The following is a 21,298-nucleotide window of genomic DNA, read 5'->3' on the forward strand; positions in this document are numbered from 1 at the left end:
GGTTTTTTAGTGCCCGCTGTTTCTTTTGAACGCCTTGCGAGGCCACGGCTCGCTTACCCCGCTCAGGCCGAACGGAAATCCATCGCCGCTTTAGATAGGCAGCCCCTTTTCGCGCAGCACCGCGTCGAAGCGCTCGGGATCGGCCGTGCCCGTGCGGTTGGTCTCGCGAATCTTGGCTTCCTTGAGCAGGTGTGCGCGCGTCTTGGCAAGAACGCTGGCGGCGTCCGCGGCCGGCACGGCGATCACGCCGTCGGCGTCGCCAACGATCAGATCACCGGGCAGCACCACCATGCCCGCGCACGACACCGGCACATTGACTTCGCCCGGGCCGTCCTTGCTCGGGCCGCGGTGCGTATGGCCCTTGGCGAAGATCGGCATGCCGTCTTCGGCCCATTCGCACAGGTCGCGCACCGCGCCGTCGATCACCAGGCCGCCGAGCTTCTTGGCCAGGCAGGTGGTGCGCATCAGGCCGCCGACCAGCGCCTGCGACACATCGCCGCCGCCGTCGATGACCAGCACATCGCCGGGCTCGACCATCATCAGCGCCTTGTGGATCATCAGGTTGTCGCCGGGGCGCACGCGCACCGTGACGGCCGGGCCGCACAGCACGGTGTCCAGCCGCTGGTGGTATTGGCGCAGGCCTATGGTGCCTACATTGCGGCTCATGGAGTCGCCTATTGCCGCGACCGGCATCTCGCGAAATGCGGCGACGGTTTCGGCGTCGGGGCCGGCGACGCGGGGGTTGATGCGGTAGCCCGCGGGCCACGAAAGGGTATTGCTCATCGGATGCTCTGGTGGTTATCGGAAAACACCTGCGGGTTCACGCAGGCGCAAAGATCGGGGGGTTGGCCCGTGAGAAAGCCCAGCACGTTGCGCGCCGCGCCCGTGGCCATGCCTTCGAGCGCGGCCGCGGTCGAGCCGCCCACATGGGGCGTGAGCACCACGTTGGGCAGCGCGGCCAGCGCGCTGTCGGCCGGCAGGGGCTCGACGGCCATGGTGTCCAGGCCCGCGGCGAACAGCGCGCCCGAGCGCAGCGCCGCGATCAGCGCGGGCTCGTCGATCACTTCGCCGCGCGCGGTGTTCACCAGGATCGCGCCGCGCGGCAGCAAGGCCAGGCGCGCGGCATCGAACAGGCCGCGCGTATGGGCGTTGAGCGGAATATGCAGGCTCAGCACGTCGGCGCGTGGCAGCAAGGTGTCCAGCGCGCCATGCAGCGCCACGCCCTCGACCGGGCTGGGGCCCTGCAGGCCGGGATCGAAAGCTTCGACTTCCATGCCCAGCGCCAGCGCCACCTTGGCCACGCGCTGGCCCACCTGGCCGAAGCCGACCAGGCCCAGGCGCCGGCCCGCGAGTTGAACGCCGTCCTGGGCGCGCGTCCAGCGGCCGGCGCGCAGTTCGGCGTCGAGCAGCGCGACCTTGCGCGCCGCGGCCAGCATCAGGCCCAGCGTGAGTTCGGCGACCGACTGCGCGTTCGCGCCGGGCGTCACATAGACCGGAATGCCGCGCTCGCTGGCCGCGGCGACATCGATATTGGGCACGCCCACGCCATGCTTGGAGATGACCTTGAGCGTGGGGCAGGAACGGATGGCCGCGGCCGACAGCGTGACGGTGCGCGAAATGATCGCGTCGACCGGCTCGCTGGCCAGGATCTGCTCGACTTCGGCGGCGTCGTTGCCATCGCGCATGAACAGCACGCGGCAGCCTGCGTCTTCGAGAATGCGCAGGCCTGCGGGGGCCAGCTTGGGCGCGGTGATGAAAATCGTGAATGCCATGTTGTCTCGTTGCGGGATCTCGGACGGATCCTGATGAGAACGCATTCTGCGCAGCGGCATTCATTCGGTCTATTGAATAATGGTGATTGACTCATTTCTTTTGGTAATTGAAGAAAGCGCCCCATGGACCTGCATCTGCGCGATCTGCGCTATTTCGAAGCCGCGGCCGAAATGGGCCATTTCGGCCAGGCCGCCGAGCATCTCGCGCGCAGCCAGCCCGCGCTGACCAAATGCATTCAGCGCCTCGAAGAGGCGTTCGGCAGCCCGCTGTTCGAGCGCGAAGGCCGCGGCATACGGCTCACGCCCGTGGGCGAGATGCTGCTGGGCCGGGCACGCATGCTGCGCAATACCGCCGAGGAAGTGGTGCGCCAGGTGCAGGAGTTCGCCCAGGGCCTGGCCGGCCATGTGCGCATAGGCAGCGGGCCGGTCGCGGCCGATCACCTGCTGCCCGAAGTCTGCAGCCTGGCGCTGGCGGGCGGCCACCAGACGACGATCAGCATCGTCGTCGGCCCGAGCTGGGAGCTGCGCGAGCAACTGCGCGAAGGCAAGATCGATCTGCTGATCGGTCTGACCATAGACGGCGACCCGACCACCATCTCCTACCCCATCGTCGAAGACGTGGTGGTCGTGGCCGCGAGCCGCAGCCACCCGGTGTTCGCCACGCCCAAGATCACCATGCAGACGCTGCTGCGCTACCCCTGGGCCCTGCCCGCGCCCGTCATTCCCAGCCGCCAGTGGCTCGACATGGCGTTCGCCAACAAGGGCCTGGCGCCGCCCAGCGTGCAGATCGAGGCCAGCTCCATCGCGCTGCTGCCGCGCATGATCGCGCGCACCCACCTGCTGAGCTTTGTGTCGCGGCATACGCTCGCGCTGCCGGGCGGCGACCACCTCGAGGAAGTGCGGCTCGAAGCCACGACGCTGCGGCGCAAGCTGGGCGTGACCGTGCGCCGCGCGGGCGAATTGTCGCCCGCGGCGCAACGCATCGTCGAGCTGCTGCGCACGCAGGGGCCGGCGCTGGCGAGCGTCTACTGAAGCGGCGGCGCCAGTCTCAGGGCCGGCCGGCGAGCGCGTCGACTTCGGTGCGCATGTCATGCACGAGCCGCTGCACGGCCGCGCCGTCGAGCAGGCTGCTCATGCCCACGGCGACGACGGTATGCGTGAGCTGCTGGCGCGCGTTGAATACCGGCAGCGCGACCACGGACAGTCCGCGCACGAAATGGTCGCGGTCCAGCGCCCAGCCCTGGCGCTTGGCGAGTTCGACTTCATTGCGCCAGATGGTGAAGCCGGGCGCGTCGTCCCAGGCAATCGCCGCGTAGATCTTCTTGAGTTGCGCCGCGGTCGCGCCCAGTTCAGCCGCGATCAGCCGGCCCGTGGCGCTGACCAGGCTGGAGAACTGGCTGCCGACATCGGTGTGCAGGCGAAACGGCTGATTCGACTTCGACAGCGCCAGCACCACCACGCTCTGGTGCTGCGTGACTTCGACGCCCATGGCCGTGACGCCATGGCGGGCCGCGAGCCGGTCCAGGCCCGGCTGCACGCGCTGGGCGAAACTGCCGCCTTCGAGCACGCTGCGCGCCAGGCTGATCATGCCGCCGGCCAGCGTATAGCGCTTGGTCGCGCTGTCCACCTGCACCAGGTCTTCGCTGACCAGCACGCGCAGGATATGCAGGCAGGTGCTGGGCACCAGGCCCAGTTGGTCGGCGATCGCCTTCACGCCCAGCCCCGGCTTGCTCTCGCCCAAGAGCCGCAAGATGGCGATCGATCGGCTCACGGCCGGCACGGGCCGCACGCGCTGGGCCTTGGGTTGACTCGGTTCACTGGCCATGCTGCTGGTTTTCTGGTGGCGACGACGCACGGTCGGGATGTCCAGCTTACCCGAAGCCGCACGCCCCAAAGGCGTCCAGGCCATGTCGAGCGAAATCATGGCGTACTCCTTTGCGCCACGGCCTTCATGATGGCCTGGGCCTGCAGCACCGGCGCGCCGTCGACGCTGGCCAGGCCCTGCAGAAACAACAGGCTGCGCGTGCGCCGCGTGATGCGGGCGCGCACTTCGACAAAAGCGCCCTCGCCCACGCCGGCCAGGAAATGGCTGTCGAGCTGCAGCGTCAGGCAGGGCTGGCGCCCCGCGGCCTGCCAGGCGATGGTGCTCAGCGCATGGTCCATCAGCGTGAGCAAGGCACCGCCATGCAGCATGCGCGCCGGGTTCAGGTGCTGCGCCTGCACCTGCAGGCCATAGGCCCAGTCATCGCCCTCGCGCCGGCTCCACAGCGGGCCGGCCAGGCCCATGAAGCCGGGGAGTTCGTGGGGTTTCCAGCCGTGGGCCTGCAGTTCCATGGCGTGGTCCTCAATCCGCCTTCAACCCCGCCGTGGAAATCACCCCCTGCCACTTCTGGCGCTCGGTCTTGCCAAAGGCCTGCAGCCATTCGGGCGTGCCGCCCGCGGGCTCGAAGCCCAGTTCCAGCAGGCGCTGGCGGGTTTCGGGGCGTGCCAGCGCCTTGTTGAACGCGGCGTTGAGCGTGTGGATGATCTGCGCCGGCGTGCCCTTGGGGGCGTAGAGCGCATTCCAGGCGATCACGTCGAAGTCGGGGTAGCCCTGCTCGGAGATCGCCGCCACGCCGGGCACCAGCGCGCTGGGCTGCCTGGACGTCACGGCGATGGCGCGCAGCTTGCCCGACTGCAGGTGCGGGCGCAGGCTGGTGGGCGTGTCGACAATGGCCGTGAGCTGGCCGCCGATCAGATCGGTGATCGCAATGCTCGCGCCCTTGTAAGGCACGCCGAACAGCGCAACGGCCGAACGCTCCTTGAGCAGCTCGACCACAAGGCGCGCGCTGGTGCTGGGCAAGGCGATGTCGGCGCTGCGCGGCGCGGACTTGACCGCGTCGACCAGCTGCCGGGCCGAAGTCAGCGGCGAAGTGCTCGCCACGGCCAGCACCATGGGAAAGGTGCCGACCATGACCACGGGCTCGAAGTCGCTGCCTGCGTTGAAAGGAATCTTGGTGTACAGAAACTCGTTGAGCACATGGGTGGCGTTGGTGCCCATGGTCAGCGTATAGCCGTCGGGATGGGCCTTGGCCGTGGCCTCGGTGCCCACGTTGCCGCCAGCGCCGGGGCGGTTGTCGATGATGATGGGCTGGCCCAGATCGCGTGCGATCTGGTCGGCGAGATAACGCGTGGCGATGTCCGTTCCCTGGCCTGCGGGGTAGGCCACGATGATCTTGATGGGTTTGGCCGGATAGGTCTGCGCGTGCAGCGCGCTGCCGGCCAGGCCCATGACGGCGGCCAGGCCCAATGCGATGAGTTTCATGTCTGTCTCCTTGTGATGCCAACGGTTTTTTCCTGCGCGGGGCCAGGCCCCGTGCAGCGGCTTTTCTTCTGTGGATCAGTGTTGGGTGATGGCATGGCCCTCCTGCATTTTGCGGGCCGACGCCTGCGCTGGCGCCTGTGCCAAACCCGCAGTGACCTGCCCTTGCGCTTGCGCCTGTGCCTGCCAGCTGCGCGCCAGGATCGCCGCGCGGTCCTGGTCCAGCCGCGGCGGCGCCGCGCCCGGCACCGCGGGCGTGCCCATGAGCCGCACCGGTGAACGTATGCCCGTGTAGTCGCCGCGCCGCACCAGCATCTGCCGGTGCTGGGTATGCGGATGATCGAGCGCGGCGGCCACGCTGTTGACGGCCGAGGCCGGCACGCCGACGGCCATCAGCGCATCGGCCCAGACCTGCGCCGGCTGCGTGGCGATCGCCGCCTCGATGGCCGCGTACAGCGCGTCGCGCTGGCCCAGGCGCTGGGCGTTGTTGGCGAAGCGCGGGTCGGCGGCCAGCGCGGGCGCGCCTATCGCTGCGCAGAAGCGCCCGAATTGCGCGTCGTTGAGAATGCCGATGAACAGCTCGCCGTCGGCCGCGCGGAACTTGTCGTAGGGCACGATGTTCGGGTGGGCGCTGCCCAAGGGCGCGGGCACTTCGCCCGAACAAAGCCAGTTCGCGCCATGCGGCAGCAGCAGGCTGATCGCGGTGTCGTAGAGTGTGGCCTCGACGCGCTGGCCCAGGCCGTCACGCTCGCGCGCCTGCAGCGCCATCAGAATGCCGGTCAGCGCGACATAGCCCGTGAGGTGGTCGACCACGGGAATGCCGACCTTGGTCGCGCCGCTGTCGGCGCTGCCGTTGATGCTCATGATGCCGCAGGCCGCCTGCAGCACGGCGTCGTAGCCCGGCAGTCCGCCCAGCGGCCCGTCGGCGCCGAAGCCGCTGATGCTGCACAGCACCAGCCGTGGGTAGCGCGCGGCCAGAACGTCTTCGTAGCCCAGGCCCCAGCGCTCCAGCGTGCCGGGAACGAAGTTCTCGACCAGCACATCGGCGCCGGCCAGCAAGCCATGCAGCACCTGCTGGCCGTCGGGCGTCGACAGATCGAGGCTGATCGACTGCTTGCCGCGGTTGAGCGCGGAAAAATATGCGGCCTGCTGGCTGGCCGTGTACGGCGGCCCCAACCGGCGCGTCTCGTCGCCCGCGGGCGGCTCGACCTTGGTCACTTCGGCCCCATGGTCGGCGAGGATTTGCGTGCACAGGGGCCCGGCCAGGACCCGGGTCAGGTCTACGACCTTCAGCCCCTGCAAGGCGCCTGCGCGGCTCATGGCTCAGGCTCCGCGGCTGGGCAGGACCACGACACCGCTACCGACCACGGACAACTCGTTGTCCTGGTTGTGCGCGATCTGCTCGATCTCGACCATGTGCTGGCCGTTCTCGACGAACTTGCGCACCACCTTGCCCGTGATGAACACCATGTCGCCTTCGGGATTGTGGCGGCGGATCTTGCAGCTGGCCTTGTGCAGGAAGCCGGTGTCGCCCATCCAGTTGGTCAGGTGGTGGGTCAGCCACGAAGTACGCTCAGGACCGTAGTCATAGGCACCGGGCGCGCCGACTTCGAGCGCGAAGTCTTCTTCCCAATGCACACGCTCTGGAACATCGGGAATGCCGAAACGGTTCTTGATGCCCACGCCCGGATGCGCATCGATGAGCTTCCAGGCCAGCTTGTTGGCGCGGATGTAGAGGCCGCCCCAGCCCTGGGCATAGGCGATGAAGCCGGTCACGGTCATCGGACCCTTGAACATCGTCGGCAGCGCCTCGCCTTCCTTCACATCTTCCCAGTAGCGCGGCACGGCGCCGCGCACTTCTTCCTTGCGGTAGAGGTCGAAGGCCGCGGCCAGTTCCTCGTCGGTATAGCTGCGTTGGCCGCGTTCGCGCGCCGCATCGTACTTGGTGCCGACTTCACGCGCATGGTCGCGCTCGGTGCGAAAGCACCAGCTGTCGGCCTCGGCCACCTTGTCGCCGTTCTGATTGAAAAAGTCGACGTGGTAGATCTGCTGCACCGCCCGGCCCGCGAAACGCGTCTGGTGCTCGACCAGGTCCTTGAGATAGGCCTCGGTGTGGATTTCATCGTTGCGGTGCACGGGCTTGTGCCAGGTCCAGTCGGCGCCCGACCACATCGCGTGCACGCCCGGCAGTCCGCCGACATAGCCCGAGACGATGCGGCTGGTGGAGAACAGGAAACTGGGCAGTGCCACGATGCCGCCGTAGTGCGACTTGGCCGCGTAGTCGGGATCGCACCACAGCGGGTTGTCGTCGCCAATGCCATGGGCGTAATGGCGGATGTTGTCGCGCGTGGCCTCATGGCACCACGGCTCGACGGTGTGACCGATCTTGACGCCTATGCGCTGGCGCAATTCGTCGAGTCCGCTTTCGGTGATCTTGGGGAAATTGCGCTGGGCTTTCATGTCCATGGTGACGACTCCTGGTTGAGAAACGGGAAAGGGAAAACGGGGGTGGGCGGGGTCAGCGGCCTGGGGTGCATTGCCCTTCGACAAGCTCAGGGCGAACGGGGGGCCCTTCGACAAGCTCAGGGCGAACGGAGGGCCCTTCGACAAGCTCAGGGCGAACGGGGGGCGGCTCAGAGTGAACGGGGGGCGGCTCGGGGCGAACGGACGAGAGCCCGGGCGCCGAACCGTTCGTCCTGAGCCTGTCGAAGGATGAACGGCCTTGCCCTCCAGCCAGTGCCAGCTCGCGCTCGCGCAGCACCTTGCGATGCACCTTGCCGGCCGGCGTCTTGGGCAGCTCGTCGACCAGGGCCACATGGCGCGGGTACTCGTGCTGGCTCAGCTTGGTCTTGACCAGCTCCTGGATTTCGCGCGTGAAGGCATCGATGTCGCACGCCGGGCGCGTGCTGACGATGAAGGCCTTGACGACCTGGCCGCGCAGCGCGTCGGGCACGCCTATGACCGCGGCTTCGAGCGCGTCGGGGTGCATCAGGATCACGTTCTCGATCTCGACGGCGCTCATGGTCCAGCCCGCCGAGATGATCACGTCGTCGGCGCGGCCGCCGTGATAGAAGTAGCCGTCGGCGTCGATGCGGCCCAGGTCCTTGGTGGGAATCCACTCGCCGCGGCGCAGCACCATCAGCTGGCCCGTGACACCGGGCGCGCAGGGCTTGCCGTCGTCGCCCTGCACCTGCACTTCGGTGCCGGGCACGGCCTTGCCCAGCGCGCCTTTCTTGACGGGAAAGTCGGGCGCACCCGGGTAGCTGGCCAGCACCACGCCGATCTCGGTCGTGCCGTACATGCTGCAGACTTCGAGGCCGAACGTGGCGCGCACGAAGTCTGCGGTGTCGTCATCGATGGGCTCGCCCGTGAACGACAGCTTCTCGAGCGCGAAGCGGTAGTCGCCGGCCTTGCCGCAGTTCTTCATCATGCGGTAGTGCGTGGCCGCGGCCGACATGTTGGTGAAGCCGTGTTCGGCCAGGCCCTGCAGCAGGCGCTCGGCGTTGAAGCGCCCGCTGTATGCGCCCACCGTGAGGCCCAGCGCCAGCGGTGCGAGCGTGCCATGCCACAGCCCATGGCCCCAGGCCGGCGACGACGGGCAGAAGTAGCGCTCGCCGGGGCGAATGCCCGTGCCGTAGAGCGCCGCGACCATCAGCGTGACCAGCGCCTTGTGCGAATGCTTGACGGCTTCGGGCAGTTCGCGCGTCGTGCCCGAGGTGTACTGGAACACCGCCAGGTCCGATGCCTTGGATTGGGTCTGATAAGCCGCGGGGAACTGTGCAAGCGTTTCGGCGAAAGCGGCATCGAACACCTGCACCGGCGGGTGGCCGGGAAAGCGCGCGGCGTCTTCCTTTTCGGCGTTGGTGATCAGCAGCGCGGGCTGGCAGTCCTGCACGCGCAGCCGAATGCCGTCGGGGCCGAACAGCGTGAACAGCGGCACGGCGATCGCGCCGCGCTTGATCACGCCGAACATCGCGGTATAGAAAGCGCGCGAGGGCTCGAGCATGATCGCCACCCGGTCGCCGGCCTGCACGCCCCGGGCTTCCAGCCAGTGTGCGAGGCGCGATGAATCTTCCGACAGCTGGGCAAAGCCTATGCGCTCTTCGCCGCCCGCGGCCTGGACCACGATCAACGCGTCGCGGCCCGAAGCCGCATGGCGGTCCACGCACTCGTGGGCGATGTTCAGCGACTCGCGGTTTCCGTCGAACAGATCCCAGAGCCGTTCGGGGGAAAACTGCAGCTGCGCATCGGCGTAGCTCTGGTAGTCGGTCAGTGATTTCATGGCGGCATCCAACGTCAGTGAGGGGTTGAATGCAGTTTTCTCCCGAGCGCCACTTTTGTCAAATACGACTTCTATTTGTCTATATACAAATCTTCGCTACGCGAAACTTCGCTATGGGATGACTCAATGGATGCAAAAAGGCGCAAAGGAACAGCTTTTACGGCAGATTTTTCGCCCGCGAAATGCAGTGAAATCGGCACGCCAGCTTCAGGCTGCGCTCACATTTCTTCCAGCGTTTCAGCACGCTGAAAATCGCAGCGATCGCATGGATGCAGGCGTTCGGCGCACGCGCAAAATCGCGCAAAAGCCGGCGTGAAGCCGGGCACGCAGGGCATGCGATCAAGGGTATGTCCTAGGAATTGCGTGCCGCGGCGCCGGCAGTCCCGGCAAGCGCCCATGTCAACACAAGCCTTACTCCCACAGCACCCGGCAAATTCATCCTTTACGGTAGGAGGTGCTGGTGTGCCCACACGCCAGATATCCCATTCCAATCCCACGAGGTGTGCAATGAACAATAACGAGCAACAACCACGTCAGCTGACACTCGACAATGAACGACTCGAAGCGGCAAAGCAGAGCCTGGACCAGGGGGCGGTGACGCCCGAAGCCGAGCAATGGCGCGAAGCCATCATCGCGCTGCTCAATGATTCGCTGGCCACCGAAATCGTCTGCGTGCTGCGCTACAAGCGCCACCATTTCACGGCCACGGGGCTCGAGTCGCCGGCGATCGCCGACGAGTTCCTGGTACACGCCAACGAGGAACAGGCGCATGCCGACAAGATCGCCAAGCGCATCGTGCAGTTGGGCGGCAAGCCCGATCTGAACCCCGACACGCTGACCAGCCGCAGTCACGCCGACTACGACGAGCAGGAAGACCTGCACGCCATGATTCGCGCGAATCTGATTGCCGAGCGCGTGGCGATCGAGGCCTATACGCAGATGATCGAGCTGATCGGCGACAAGGACCACACCACGCGCCGGCTGATCGAGCAGATCCTGGAGCAGGAACAGGAACATGCCGACGAACTGTCGGATTGGATGAAGCGCGCCTGACGCGCGGCTTGCCGCGCAGGGTTGGCCATCGGCCCTGCGCGGCGGCTCCCGCAGACCCTCAAAGCTTGCGGATACGCACCTGTTGGCGCAGCCATTCGAGCACATTCGCCGGCTGCTCGAACATCCCGTCGGCATGGGCCTGCACCCTGGAGCCGACCGCGAATGCCAGCCCGCCCAGCGCGCGCGCGGCCTGCATCGCGCTGATATCGCTCAAGTCATCGCCGATGAACACCGGCATCCTGCCCATGAACGGCGCCTGCAGCATCAAATGCCGCAAGGCCGCGCCTTTGTGCGCATCGGCGGGCACCAGTTCCAGTACTTTCTTGCCTTCGCAAAGACGGTGCGTGACCAGCGCCGCCGCCATCTGCGCGGCCAGCGTGCGCACCATGGCCTCGGCCGCAGGTGCCTGGCGCCAATGCAGCGCCAGACCACAAGGCTTTTCCTCGACCAGTGCACCAGGCCAAGGCTGCAATGCATCGCGGCAACGCTGCGCGAGCTGGACCAGGCGCGCATCGGTGGGCGCACACTCCATCAGCTCGGCGCCATGGCTGCCGACCAGCAGGACGCCGGCCCCGCCCAACAACTGCGACAGATCGCCATACGCGCGCCCGCTGATGCAGGCCAATGCGCCCTGCAGTCGCGGTGACAGCGCGGCCAGTGTGTCGAGCAGCAAAGGGCTGACCTGCACCGCCGCGGGCGTGGGCGCGATATCGATCAGCGTGCCGTCGAGATCGACAAACAGCGCGATGGCTTCAGCCAAGGCCCGCACCCGCGCCCGGCTGGGCCACGCTGCGCTCCAGCGTCAGCAGGAAGTCGCCGAAGCCTTCGCGCGCGCGCGGATCGCGGCGCGCGCTGGTCACCACGCAGGGCGCGATGCGCCGCGCAATGCGCAGGCCCGCCTGCTCGCAGCGGCGCACCAGGCCCACATCTTCATGCGCCGTGGCCGGCAGAAACCCGCCGGCCTGCAGATACGCCTGGCGTGACAAGCCCAGGTTCGCACCGTGCACATGCGGATGGCCGTCGCGCGGCACCGTGGCGTGGAAGGCGCGCACCACCTCGGGCGCGTAGTCGCCCCAGTCGTCGACGCGCACAATGCCGCAGAACACATCGGCGCCGCAATGCCATTGCCCATGCAGCCAATCTTCGGGCACCTGGGTGTCGGCATCGGTGCAGGCCAGCCAATCGGCGCCCAGCTCCAGCCCGCGCTGCGCACCTGCGCTGCGTGCCTGACCGACGTTGCGCGCGTCGATTTCGATGACGTGGTCCGCATGTGCGTGCGCGATGCGCGCGGAGCCATCGTCACAGGCATCGAGCACCACCACCAGCGTGGCGCTAACAGCATGCGTCGCAAGATGCCGCATGCTGGCGCGCACCGACTGCAGACAGGCCAGCAGGCGCTGCTCTTCGTTGTGCGCGGGAATGACGATGGCGATCACAGCAGTCCCTCCTTGCGCGCCACGCTGGTGCGGCTGGCGCTCAACACGTCGATCAACAGATCGTCATCCTGGTAGCCGGCCTGGCCGTGAAAGCCGGTCACTTCGCTGATCAGCACATGCGCGGTTTCGGCGGGCGTGATCACCTGCGCGAACGCATGGCGCCAGTGCGCGAGCAGCAGCACGCATTCGGCCGACGCCTGGATACGGATGTTGCGCGCGAGCTGGCTGATCTGTGCCTCGTTCAGGTAGTAGGCGACATCGCACAGCAGGATGTGATCGAAGCTTTGCGCGGGCCAGTGCTGGGTGATGTCGGCGTGCACGATCTCGACATTTTCCCGGCCCTGCAGCCGATGGCGCGCGAGTTCTATCGCCTTGGCCGACACATCGACGGCCAGCACGTGGGTGGCGCGCGCCGCGAGCAGCTGCGTGATCATGCCGGTGGAGCAGCCGATTTCCAGCACCCGGCCGAGCTTTTCATGCGGCAGCAGCGCGGCGATCAGCGCCCGCCGGCGTTTTTCATACCAGTGCGTCGCGTAGCCCCAGGGGTCGGGCTCCTCATGGGGGGCGTCAAAATCAATGGCCATGCAGGTAGTACTCGTGGTCGGTGGTGAATTCGGCGAGGAATTCATCGCGGATGATGGCGCCGGCGGCCGAGTCATCGCGGCTGAATTGCGTCTGGAACAGCGCGGCCGCCTGCTGCTTCAAGGCGCGCTCTTCGGGCGCGAGCGTGATGACCGCCACCCCCTCCTGGGCGAAGAACTGCGCGCGGCGCGCGCTGTCGGTCAAGCTCCAGACCGGGTAGAAAATGCTTTGCCCGGCGCCGGCGACCTTGCGCAGGCCGTGGGCCACCATCTCGTGGTCGGGATGGCCGTCGTGCCACCAGGGCGCAACGCACAGCGCGTCGGCGCGGCAATGGTTTTGCAGCGCGCGCTCGATCAGCGATTCCTGCTCCATCAGCTGCGAATCGCCCAGACCCCAGAACGTGGGCGGCGGATAGCCGAGCAAAGCCGCCGCCTGCAGCGACTCCTGCTGGCGCGCGGCGCGCAAGACCATGTCCTCCTCGGCGGGCAAGGCGCCAAAGCAGCGTTCGCCATCGGTGACGATATGCACGTCGACGCGCAGGCCCAGCCGCTGGGCGCAGCGTATCAGGCCAAAGCAGCCGAAAATCTCGTCGTCGGGATGGGGCGCGAGCACCGTGAGCGCATCAAAACCGCGCAACAGCATTTCAACGGGCACGGGCGGCATGGCTACAGCTCCCACGCCACGGCCGGCGCCTGCGACAGCCGGCCCAAGTCCGCGTCGTCTTTTTCCGCATGCTGCTGCGTGCACCAGACCGCGAGATCGGCGCAGCGCTGCGCGTGTTGGGCGTCGGTGCACAGCGGCCCGGGTCCCATGGCGCGCGCGCTGCGCTCGATGATGTCGCTGGCCAGGCCGCGCACGAAAGCACGCAGCGCCTGGACTTCCTCGACCCAGGGCTGGCCGGGCGCAGCGTCGATGCGCTGCGCCAATTGATGGAACATCGCCCGGGCCGCGCGCAGCTGCGTGAACATCGCGCCCAGGTGCGCGGCCGCATGCGGCTGGTCGGCGTGCAGCCGCGTGCGCAGCAGCTGCGCAATCTCGCAGGCCGCGCCATACCAGCAGGCCGCAATGCCCGCGCCGCCATGCCAGAAACCCGGGCGCTGCAGATAGACCGAACGCGCGCCCAGTGAAATGGCCGGCGTATGCGCGAAATGCACTTGCGGCGTCTGCACATGGCGCATGCCCAGCGCCTGCCAGCCCTGGCTGTCGATCGCTATGCCCGGCGCGCCCATGTCGACCATGGCAAAACGTGGCCCATGCTCGGCGTCCTCGCAGGTCAGCAGTGCATGCGTGGTGATCTGCGCGCCCGAGCACCAGGACTTGCTGCCGACCAGCTCCAGGCCTTGCGCAGCGGACTGCAACTGCAGCCGCGCCCAGGGGTTCTCCGCGGCCCACACGCTCCAGATGCGCGCCTGCGGCGGCGGCTGCACACCGAGGTCCTGCAAGATGGTCAGCGCATCCCAATGGGCTTCGGCCAGCTTGCAGGCGGCGAGGTCCTGTGCCGCCAGCGCGGCCAGAGCGCGCCAGCGCTGCAGTGTCGCGCCCGCAGCGGCGCCGGGCGCGGGCAAGCATGCCGTGGTCTGCAGCGTGCGCAGGAACAGGTCGGTGCTGGCGCCGCTCATGAACCGGTTCTTTCGAAGACATGGTTCTGGCAGGCGAACAGGTCGAACAGAAAGCGTTGATGCCACCACTGGATATTGTGGCTGCGCAGGCGCTTGAGCATCGCGCGGTGGCGCTGTACGCGCTCGAGCAGCGGCATCTGCAGCGCGCGCTCCATCGCCTGTGCGACGCTGCGCGTATCGAAAGGATTGACCAGCAGCGCTTCGGTCAGCTCCTGCGCCGCGCCCGCGAACTCCGACAGCACCAGCACGCCAGGATCATCGGGGTCCTGCGCGGCGACGTATTCCTTGGCGACCAGGTTCATGCCGTCGCGTACAGGCGTGACAAGGCCTACGCGCGCCAGCCGGTAAAAGCCCATGAGCTGGTCCTGCGCATAGACCGTGTTGACGTAACGCACCGGTGTGTAGCTGGGCGTGCCGTGGCGGCCGTTGATGCACGAGGCCTGGGCTTCGAGCGCCGTGCACAGCTGCTGGTAGCTGGCGAGCGCGCTGCGCGTGCGGCTGGCAATCTGCAGCAGCACCGGGGATTGGGCGTCGATGCCGCCGCCCAGATATTCAGCAAATGCCTGGAACTTGTGCTCCAGCCCCTTGCTGTAGTCGAGCCGGTCCACACCCAGCACCAGCGGGCGCATGCCCAGCGACTGCCGCAGCTCCTGCACCGCGGGCCCGGCCCAGACCGCGGGCGCCTGGTCTTCGATGCGCTGGGTGTCGACGGAAATCGGGTAGACGCCGAACTGGGTGCTGCGCCCGCGGCAATGCAGATGAAAGCACTCTTCGCCGGCCTGGATGATCTGCATTTCGGGCTGCCGACTGCGCTCTGCCTGGAAATAATCCAAGAGATTCTTCAAGTCGTTGCGCGTCTGCAGGCCCACGATGTCGAAGGCCAGCAGCGCCGCCAGGAGTTGCGCATGCACGGGAATCGTGCGTATCAGGTCGGGCGAAGGTACGGGAATATGGTGGAAGTAGCCGACCGCGCCGTCGAAGCCGCTGTCACGCAAGGCCTGCGCGGTCAGCAGCAGGTGGTAGTCATGCACCCAGACGAAATCATCTTCCTGGGCGCAGGCCAGCACTTCGTCGGCGAACTTGCGGTTGACCTGTCGGTAAATCGCAAATCCATTTTGCGAATACCGCAGATGATCCGGCCTCGAATGGCAAACCGGCCATAACACCTCGTTGGAAAAACCCAGATAATATTCGCTATATTCTTCTTCGGTCAGCGAAAAAACACGATATTCAAGATTTTCTTGCGCCCCGCATTTTCTCTCGAAACTTGGTGATACTGCGCCGCCCCAGCCGATCCATATGCCTTGCACCGTCTCGAACGTGTCTTTAACCGCAGTCGCGAGCCCGCCGGAATGGGGGGCTTCATCGTGGCAGACCCGGTTCGAGACAATAATTAATTTCATTTTTATAACGGATAGTGTTTGACATGTTCAAACCGAATTTCCATTATTGCCGTGGATGAATTTAAAAATGTAGGAGAGCTCGCCCTGTGATTGTGGGAGCTCAATAAATAGCTTCTTTATTTATAAAATTAAAAACCGATAATTTCAGGCAATGAAATGGCCCGCGCGGCCCGGCCGTCAAATCCGGTCGCGCGGGCTGGCGGCGATCAGAAGTAGTAGTTGAAGCTCAGCGTGGCTTCGCGATCCACGCCGCGGAAGATGCCCGCAAAGTACTTCCTGTCGAACAGATTGTTCACGTTGAGCGCCACGCGGTAGCGCGGCGTCTGGTAGGCCACGGCGAGATCGGCCAGCGTCACGCCCGTATTGGTGTTGAGCTGCCCGTTCGACGCCACGCTGTACGGCGAGGCCCCCTTGTAGCGCACACCCGCGGCCAGCATCAGGCCTTGCACCTGGCGCGGACGGTAGTCGAGCCACAGGCTCGCCATGTGCTTGGACGTCTGCAGCGTCTGGCGGCCGATCTCGGCGGGCCTAGTGCTTTGCGTGGTACGCGGATCGGTATAGGTGTAGCTCGCCAGCGCGCCGACTTCGCGCGTCACGGCAAAGCGGCCTTCGAGTTCGATGCCGGTGGAGCGCACTTCGCCGGTCTGTATGCTGAAGCGCGGGTGGTCCGGGTCCTGCGTGCTGACGTTGGTCTGCGTCAGATCGAACAGCGATGCGGTCAGCAGCGTCGTGCTGCCCGCGGGCTGGAACTTCACGCCGACTTCGTATTGCTTGCCGCGGCGCGGCTTGAACGTGCTGCCATCGAACTGCAGGCCCGTGACCGGATCGAACGACGTCGCGTAGCTCGCATAGGGGGCGAAGCCGTTGTCGAACTGATAGAGCAGCCCGGCGCTGCCCGTGGTCGCGCGGTCATCCATGTGCGGCTGGGTGGTGTTCAGCTGCGTGGTGTGCACCTTGTCGTGGCGCAGGCTCAGGTTGGCGATCCAGCGCTCCCACTTCAGCTGGTTGAGCGTGTAGATGCCGGTCTGGCGCAGATCGCTGGAGCTGTCCTCGAGTTCGGGCGCGGCGATCGCCTGGCCGTAGACGGGTGCCTGCAGATCGAGATGGGGCACATCCCAGCCGAAGCCCAGGCCGCCGCGTTCGCGGTACTTGACGTGGTCCAGCCCGAATACCAGCCTGTGCTGCAGCGCGCCCCATGCGAGGTCCTTCTGCACGCGGCTGTCGACGGTCAAGGTGCGCCCCTGGGTCTGCTGCGCCAGATTGGCGCGCGTGACGCTGCGGCCGTCGGCCAGCACGTCCATGGCATAGATGTGGCGGTAATCGATATCGATGGTCGAATAGCGCAGGTTCTGCGTCAGCAGCCAGCCGCTGTCGGTCTGGTGCGAGAACTCATAGCCCAGCGAGCGCGTGTCGCGGTCGAAGCGGTCGAAGCCCGGGTCGCCGGCCGTCAGATGCGCGGGCAGGTCCTTGATCTGCGGGTAGCTGAACAGGCTGGGCCACCAGGATTTGGGCGTGCCGCGCTCGTTCGAGTAATTGGCCAGCAGCGTCAGCTGGGTGCTGTCGCTGATGTTCCAGCGCAGCGACGGCGCAATCGCGATACGGTCGTCGCGCGAGCCCACGGTGCGGGCGTCGCTGTCGCGCGCCTTGAGGTTGAGGCGGTACAGCAGCCGGCCGTCGTCGTCCAGCGCGCCGCCCAGATCGGCCGTGGCCTGCACGCGGTCATAGCGGCCGACCGACAGCCCCACGCTGTTCACATGCTCGGCGCTGGGGCGCTTCGACAGCACATTGATCACGCCGCCGGGACGGCCCTGGCCGAACAGCACCGAGGCCGGGCCCTTGACCACTTCTATGCTTTCGAGTTCGTCGATCTCGTCGTTCCACGAGCCATAAGTGCCGGCCGCGAACAGGCGCAGGCCGTCCTTGTAGTACGAGCTGCCGTCGCTGAAACCGCGGATCATCGCCCCCGTCATGCGCACATCGGCGCCCGTCACTTCGGTGCTCACGCCCGCGGTGTACGACAGCGCCTGCTCTATGCTTTTGGGCGCCTGGTTGCGCAGCTGCTCCTGCGTCACGATGGAAATCGCGCGCGGCGTCTCGCGCAGCGTGCTGCCCAGCTTGCTGCTGGCGCTGCGTTCATTGCCCACATAGTGTTGAACGGGGCTGTCCATCTGCGAGGTCACGGTCACCGCGGGCAGCGCCGCATCGCCGGCCGCCACCGCGGGTGCGGGCGGCGCCTTGCGCAGCGTGAAGCCGCCCTGCGGTGTCTGGTGGGGCGCCAGGCCGGTACCGACGAGCAGGCGCTGCAGCGCTTCGCGCGCTTCGAAGCGGCCGTCGAGGCCCGGGCTGCGCAGTCCCTGCACCTGGTCCTGGGTGAACGACAGCAGCGCGCCCGAAGCGCGGCCGAAGCGATTGAGCGCATCTTCCAGCGTTCCGGCGGGAATCTGGTAGCTGCGCGCGCCTTCGGCGCTCAGCGCCGTGGCCGGCGTTTGCGCTGCGGCCGCGGCCGCGAGACCGGTGCAGGCCAGCGCCAGCAGGCTGCGGCAGGCCCATGCGGCGGCGGTCTGGCGGTGGACGGCGCGCGGGTCGCACGCGCGTGAAAAAGCAGGCGAGGAAGAATATGCCATGGTGCTCAAGGGCCTGGGGCCGGAATTGGAGGAAGACAACGACGGCAGGCTACCGCGCAAACACGGCACTGCGCCGTACTCTTGCTGCATGTCACGCGAGATGCGAAAACACCCCAACATTTCCGAAAAAAATGTCAGCGCGCGGTGTTTGCTGCCGGCTCCAGCACCACTTCCTCGCGCCCCCACCAGCGCGTGAGCCGGCGCACATGGAGCTCGGGCAGGCTGTCCAGCGTGGCCAGCACGCGCGCCATATCGTCCAGCGGATACGAGCCCGACATGCGCAGTCCGGCCACTTCGGGCGCGCACACCAGCGCGGCCGCGCTGTAGGGCTGCAGCGCCTGCAGCATGTCGGCCAGCGGCATGCCGCGGGCAATCAGAATGCCGTCGGTCCAGGCCGTGCTCTCCTCGTGCACTGGCGCCAACTCAGAGATATGTCGGGCGCCGAACTGCGCCTGCTGACCGGCCTGCAGAACCTGGGTGTCGCCCGGCGACTGGCGCGGGCGCAGGCGCACCGCACCCTCGAAGACGCTGACCCGCGTGCTGCCGTCATCGCCCGCGCGCACCACGAAGCGCGTGCCCAGTGCCTGGGCTTGGCCGGCCGCGGTCTCGACGACAAAGGCGCGCGCGTCGGCGGCCGTGGTGATCAGCATTTCGCCTTCGAGCAGATGCAGGCGGCGCTGCTGCGGGCTGTAGTCGATGTTCAGCGCGCTGCCGCCGTTGAGCACCAGCTGCGTGCCGTCTTCGAGCACCATGCGCCGGCGCTCACCGCGCGGCGTGCGCGCATCGGCGCGCAGGCGCTGCCACGGCGCCGACTGCTGCAATTGCCAGGCCGCGCCGCCGCCAAACACCAGCAGCGCCAGGGCTTGCACCGTGCGCCGGCGGGCTGCGCGCCGCGCAGGGGCGAGCGTGGCGCGCGCCAGACCGGCCTGCTGCGGCGCGACCCAGCCCGACAACTGCTCATTGACCTGCTGTATGCGCTCCCAGGCCTGGGCATGCAGCGGATCGGCCGCGCACCAGGCCTGGCACGCGGCGCGCTGCGCCGCGCTGGCATCGGCGCCCATGAGCAGCAGCCACCAATCGACGGCCTGCTGCGCGACGGCGGGCGGCACCGACAAGGCGCTTGCGGATTGCGGCGCGCGCGTCACGCGTTCACCGCGAAATAGCAGTGCATGCCGGCCTGCGCGAGATAGCGCTGCACGGTGTTCAGCGACAGGCCCAATTCCCTTGCGATCTCGGCCTGCTTGAGGCCTTCGAGCTGGGCCATCAGAAACGCGCGCCGCACCGCGGGCTTCAAGCCGTCGAGCATGCGGTCTATCGCATCGAGCGCCTCCAGCAGCAAGGCCCGCTCTTCGGGCGATGGCGCGAGCACGGGCGGCAGCAGGGCCAGCGCTTCGAGATAGGCGCGTTCGAGCTGCTGGCGTCTATAGTGGTTGGCGAGCACGCGCTGCGCCACGGTCGTCAGAAACGCCCGCGGTTCGCGCGCCTGCATGGGCGCCTCGCGCGACAGCAGGCGCACAAACGTGTCCTGGGCCAGATCGGCGGCCTGGTGCGCATTGCCCAGCTTCTTGCGCAGCCAGCCCTGCAGCCAGCCGTGGTGGTCGGTGTACAGGGAGGTGACTTCACTGTGGAGCGAGCTCGGGGCGGACGGCATGGGCGGCGGGGGTGAAAGAAGTGCAAATGAACGAGAACCATTCTCATTCTATTGCAGTTCCACCCGCACCGCCTTGCGCTCAGGACGCCCGCACAAACACCAGGCCGTCCGCGTCCAGCGCCACCCAGTCGCCGTCGCTGATCTCCACGCCGCCCAGCGCCAGCGCGCAATGCCGCGTTTCGGCGGGTGCCTGCGGGTTGGCACGCTGCGGCACCGCGCCCAGCGCCAGCACGGCGAAATCCAGCGCGGCCAGCGCCGCCACGTCGCGCACCGCGCCATGCACGATCACGCCGCGCCAGCCGTTGGCCAGGCCCAGCTGCGCCATGCGCTCGCCGAGCACGGCCACGCGCAGCAGGCCGCCGGCATCGACCAGCAGAATGCGTCCGCGCCCCGGCGTATCGAGCAGCGCGCGCACCGGGCCTGCGTCTTCGAACGCCTGCACGCAGGCGATGGACGCGCTTGTCGCCTGCAGCCTGCCATAGGAACGCCAAGGCAGATGACAGACCCGGGCCTGCGCGCCCAGCCGATCGCACAGATCGGCCGTCGCCTCGCCGGGCAGAATGGGCGCCGCCGCCATGTCAGTCAAGCGTGGCTCCCGACTGCTTCACCAGCTTCTGGTGCTTGACCAGCTCGGCCTGGAAGAACGCAGGCGCGGCGTCCGGGCCTATCGAGAGCAGCGACAAGCCCTGGCCGACCACGGCCGCATGCGCTTCGGGCGAGGCCATGGCCTTGGCGATCGCCGCCGCGTACTCGTCGACCAGCGGCTTGGGCAGGCCCGCAGGCGCGATCAGCGCGACCCAGGCGTCGAACGCGTACTTGGGCACGCCGGCTTCGGCCAGCGTGGGCACGTCGGGCAGGGCCGCCGAGCGCTGGCTGGTGCTCACCGCCAGCGCGCGCAGCGTGCCGGCCTTGACCTGGGCCGCGACCTGGGAAATCGACACAAAGCCCAGCTGCACCTGGCCGCCGATCAGATCGGTGATCAGCGGACCCGTGCCGCGGTAAGGCACATGCTTGATGTGGATGCCGGTCTCGCTGACCAGCAGTTCGCCCGCGAGATGCAAGGTGCTGCCATTGCCGGCCGAGCCGAAGTTGAGACTGCCCGGATGGGCCTTGGCATAGGCCAGCAACTCCGTCACGGACTTGACCGGCAAGGCCGCGTTCACCGCCAGCACCAGCGGCACCGTGGCCAGCACCGCGATCGGCGTGATGTCCTTGAGGCTGTCGAAAGGAATCGACTTGTAGATGCCGGGATTGATCACATGGTTGGACGAGATCATGCCCAGCGTCATCCCGTCCTTGGGCGCCTTGACGACCTGGGCCGTTCCCGTGATGCCGCCCGCGCCCGCGAGGTTTTCGACGACCACCGCATGGCCGCTCGCGCGCCCCAGGCCGGGCGCGACCGCGCGCGCGATCGCGTCCACGGTCGAGCCCGCGGCCAGCGGCACGATCAGCCGTATCGGCTTGGCCGTGTTGAGGGTCTGTGCGAACGCGCCGAACGGCGCCGCGCAGGCGGCGCACACCGCCGCGCCGATCAGCGCGCGCCGCGCCGCAAATGTCTTGTCTTTCATCGCTCTT

Annotated in this window: 22 protein-coding genes; 3 read left to right on the forward strand and 19 right to left on the reverse strand. The window is 67.3% G+C overall.

All coding sequences use genetic code 11. The features are described 5' to 3' along the window. Window positions 1-90: 90 nt before the first annotated feature. The gene (locus KHY18_RS05715) at window positions 91-783 is read right to left on the reverse strand and encodes an RraA family protein (RefSeq protein WP_213295400.1); all 693 of its coding nucleotides are present in this window, start codon (window positions 781-783) and stop codon (window positions 91-93) included. Continuing rightward, a complete protein-coding gene (locus KHY18_RS05720) occupies window positions 780-1,772 on the reverse strand; it encodes a hydroxyacid dehydrogenase (protein ID WP_213295403.1) in 993 nt (330 codons plus the stop codon). The genes KHY18_RS05715 and KHY18_RS05720 overlap by 4 nt, the downstream gene beginning before the upstream one ends. Window positions 1,773-1,895: 123 nt before the next feature. Here KHY18_RS05720 and KHY18_RS05725 point away from each other — a divergent pair, with 123 nt between their 5' ends. Then, window positions 1,896-2,804, forward strand: coding sequence for a LysR family transcriptional regulator (locus KHY18_RS05725; protein ID WP_213295406.1), 909 nt, complete (start codon window positions 1,896-1,898; stop codon window positions 2,802-2,804). A 16-nt stretch (window positions 2,805-2,820) separates the two neighbouring features. On the opposite strand, the gene KHY18_RS05730 is transcribed toward KHY18_RS05725, so the two are convergent. The 6 genes from KHY18_RS05730 to KHY18_RS05755 all read right to left on the reverse strand — a co-directional run bounded on the left by KHY18_RS05730 (window position 2,821) and on the right by KHY18_RS05755 (window position 9,355). Next, window positions 2,821-3,696: an IclR family transcriptional regulator gene (locus tag KHY18_RS05730; protein WP_213295409.1), complete on the reverse strand. Its 876-nt coding sequence runs from the start codon at window positions 3,694-3,696 to the stop codon at window positions 2,821-2,823. Continuing rightward, the gene (locus KHY18_RS05735; protein WP_249728943.1) at window positions 3,693-4,106 is read right to left on the reverse strand and encodes a PaaI family thioesterase; all 414 of its coding nucleotides are present in this window, start codon (window positions 4,104-4,106) and stop codon (window positions 3,693-3,695) included. Before KHY18_RS05735 ends, KHY18_RS05730 begins: the two co-directional genes overlap by 4 nt. Before the next feature lie 10 nt (window positions 4,107-4,116). After that, complete coding sequence (locus tag KHY18_RS05740) at window positions 4,117-5,076, reverse strand: Bug family tripartite tricarboxylate transporter substrate binding protein (RefSeq protein ID WP_213295412.1); 960 nt, start codon at window positions 5,074-5,076, stop codon at window positions 4,117-4,119. Between the two features lie 75 nt (window positions 5,077-5,151). After that, window positions 5,152-6,393 carry a CaiB/BaiF CoA transferase family protein gene (locus KHY18_RS05745; protein ID WP_213295414.1) on the reverse strand — a complete coding sequence of 414 codons (1,242 nt, stop codon included), beginning with the start codon at window positions 6,391-6,393 and terminating at the stop codon, window positions 5,152-5,154. A gap of 3 nt (window positions 6,394-6,396) precedes the next feature. Continuing rightward, window positions 6,397-7,539 (reverse strand): FAS1-like dehydratase domain-containing protein, encoded by a 1,143-nt coding sequence (locus KHY18_RS05750; RefSeq protein WP_213295416.1) that lies wholly within the window; start codon window positions 7,537-7,539, stop codon window positions 6,397-6,399. Between the two features lie 52 nt (window positions 7,540-7,591). Then, window positions 7,592-9,355, reverse strand: coding sequence for an acetate--CoA ligase (locus KHY18_RS05755; RefSeq protein ID WP_213295418.1), 1,764 nt, complete (start codon window positions 9,353-9,355; stop codon window positions 7,592-7,594). Between KHY18_RS05755 and KHY18_RS05760 the strand changes: the two genes are divergently transcribed. Together KHY18_RS05760 and KHY18_RS05765 are read left to right on the forward strand one after the other, a co-directional pair. Next, complete coding sequence (locus KHY18_RS05760; RefSeq protein ID WP_213295419.1) at window positions 9,354-9,671, forward strand: hypothetical protein; 318 nt, start codon at window positions 9,354-9,356, stop codon at window positions 9,669-9,671. The two genes, KHY18_RS05755 and KHY18_RS05760, sit on opposite strands and share 2 nt — an antisense overlap. Before the next feature lie 191 nt (window positions 9,672-9,862). After that, window positions 9,863-10,408, forward strand: a complete 546-nt coding sequence (locus KHY18_RS05765) for a ferritin-like domain-containing protein (protein ID WP_213295420.1) — start codon at window positions 9,863-9,865, stop codon at window positions 10,406-10,408. Window positions 10,409-10,466: 58 nt separating this feature from the next. Here KHY18_RS05765 and otsB read toward each other — a convergent pair whose 3' ends face one another. The 11 genes from otsB to KHY18_RS05820 form a co-directional block, all read right to left on the reverse strand. Next, window positions 10,467-11,168, reverse strand: a complete 702-nt coding sequence (otsB, locus tag KHY18_RS05770; RefSeq protein WP_213295421.1) for a trehalose-phosphatase — start codon at window positions 11,166-11,168, stop codon at window positions 10,467-10,469. Next, complete coding sequence (locus tag KHY18_RS05775) at window positions 11,161-11,844, reverse strand: glycosyltransferase family 2 protein (protein ID WP_213295422.1); 684 nt, start codon at window positions 11,842-11,844, stop codon at window positions 11,161-11,163. The genes otsB and KHY18_RS05775 overlap by 8 nt, the downstream gene beginning before the upstream one ends. Then, window positions 11,841-12,428: a class I SAM-dependent methyltransferase gene (locus KHY18_RS05780; RefSeq protein ID WP_213295423.1), complete on the reverse strand. Its 588-nt coding sequence runs from the start codon at window positions 12,426-12,428 to the stop codon at window positions 11,841-11,843. Before KHY18_RS05780 ends, KHY18_RS05775 begins: the two co-directional genes overlap by 4 nt. Then, entirely contained in the window at window positions 12,418-13,089 is a 672-nt protein-coding gene (locus KHY18_RS05785) for a PIG-L deacetylase family protein (RefSeq protein WP_213295424.1), read from the reverse strand. The genes KHY18_RS05780 and KHY18_RS05785 overlap by 11 nt, the downstream gene beginning before the upstream one ends. A 2-nt stretch (window positions 13,090-13,091) precedes the next feature. Beyond that, window positions 13,092-14,045, reverse strand: a complete 954-nt coding sequence (locus KHY18_RS05790; RefSeq protein WP_213295426.1) for an acyl-CoA dehydrogenase family protein — start codon at window positions 14,043-14,045, stop codon at window positions 13,092-13,094. Further along, on the reverse strand, window positions 14,042-15,448 hold the full coding sequence (locus tag KHY18_RS05795) for an alpha,alpha-trehalose-phosphate synthase (UDP-forming) (RefSeq protein WP_213295428.1): 1,407 nt from the start codon (window positions 15,446-15,448) through the stop codon (window positions 14,042-14,044). Before KHY18_RS05795 ends, KHY18_RS05790 begins: the two co-directional genes overlap by 4 nt. Window positions 15,449-15,654: 206 nt before the next feature. Beyond that, the gene (locus tag KHY18_RS05800; protein ID WP_213295429.1) at window positions 15,655-18,072 is read right to left on the reverse strand and encodes a TonB-dependent siderophore receptor; all 2,418 of its coding nucleotides are present in this window, start codon (window positions 18,070-18,072) and stop codon (window positions 15,655-15,657) included. A 134-nt stretch (window positions 18,073-18,206) separates the two neighbouring features. Further along, window positions 18,207-19,181 carry a FecR domain-containing protein gene (locus KHY18_RS05805; RefSeq protein WP_349630256.1) on the reverse strand — a complete coding sequence of 325 codons (975 nt, stop codon included), beginning with the start codon at window positions 19,179-19,181 and terminating at the stop codon, window positions 18,207-18,209. A 32-nt stretch (window positions 19,182-19,213) separates the two neighbouring features. Then, entirely contained in the window at window positions 19,214-19,723 is a 510-nt protein-coding gene (locus tag KHY18_RS05810; RefSeq protein WP_213295433.1) for a sigma-70 family RNA polymerase sigma factor, read from the reverse strand. A 79-nt stretch (window positions 19,724-19,802) separates the two neighbouring features. Further along, on the reverse strand, window positions 19,803-20,300 hold the full coding sequence (gene rraA, locus KHY18_RS05815; RefSeq protein ID WP_213295561.1) for a ribonuclease E activity regulator RraA: 498 nt from the start codon (window positions 20,298-20,300) through the stop codon (window positions 19,803-19,805). A gap of 1 nt (window position 20,301) precedes the next feature. Continuing rightward, complete coding sequence (locus KHY18_RS05820; protein WP_213295435.1) at window positions 20,302-21,291, reverse strand: tripartite tricarboxylate transporter substrate binding protein; 990 nt, start codon at window positions 21,289-21,291, stop codon at window positions 20,302-20,304. Window positions 21,292-21,298 lie beyond the last annotated feature (7 nt).

The organism is Acidovorax sp. CCYZU-2555, from assembly GCF_018413525.1.
GTDB lineage: Bacteria > Pseudomonadota > Gammaproteobacteria > Burkholderiales > Burkholderiaceae_C > Comamonas.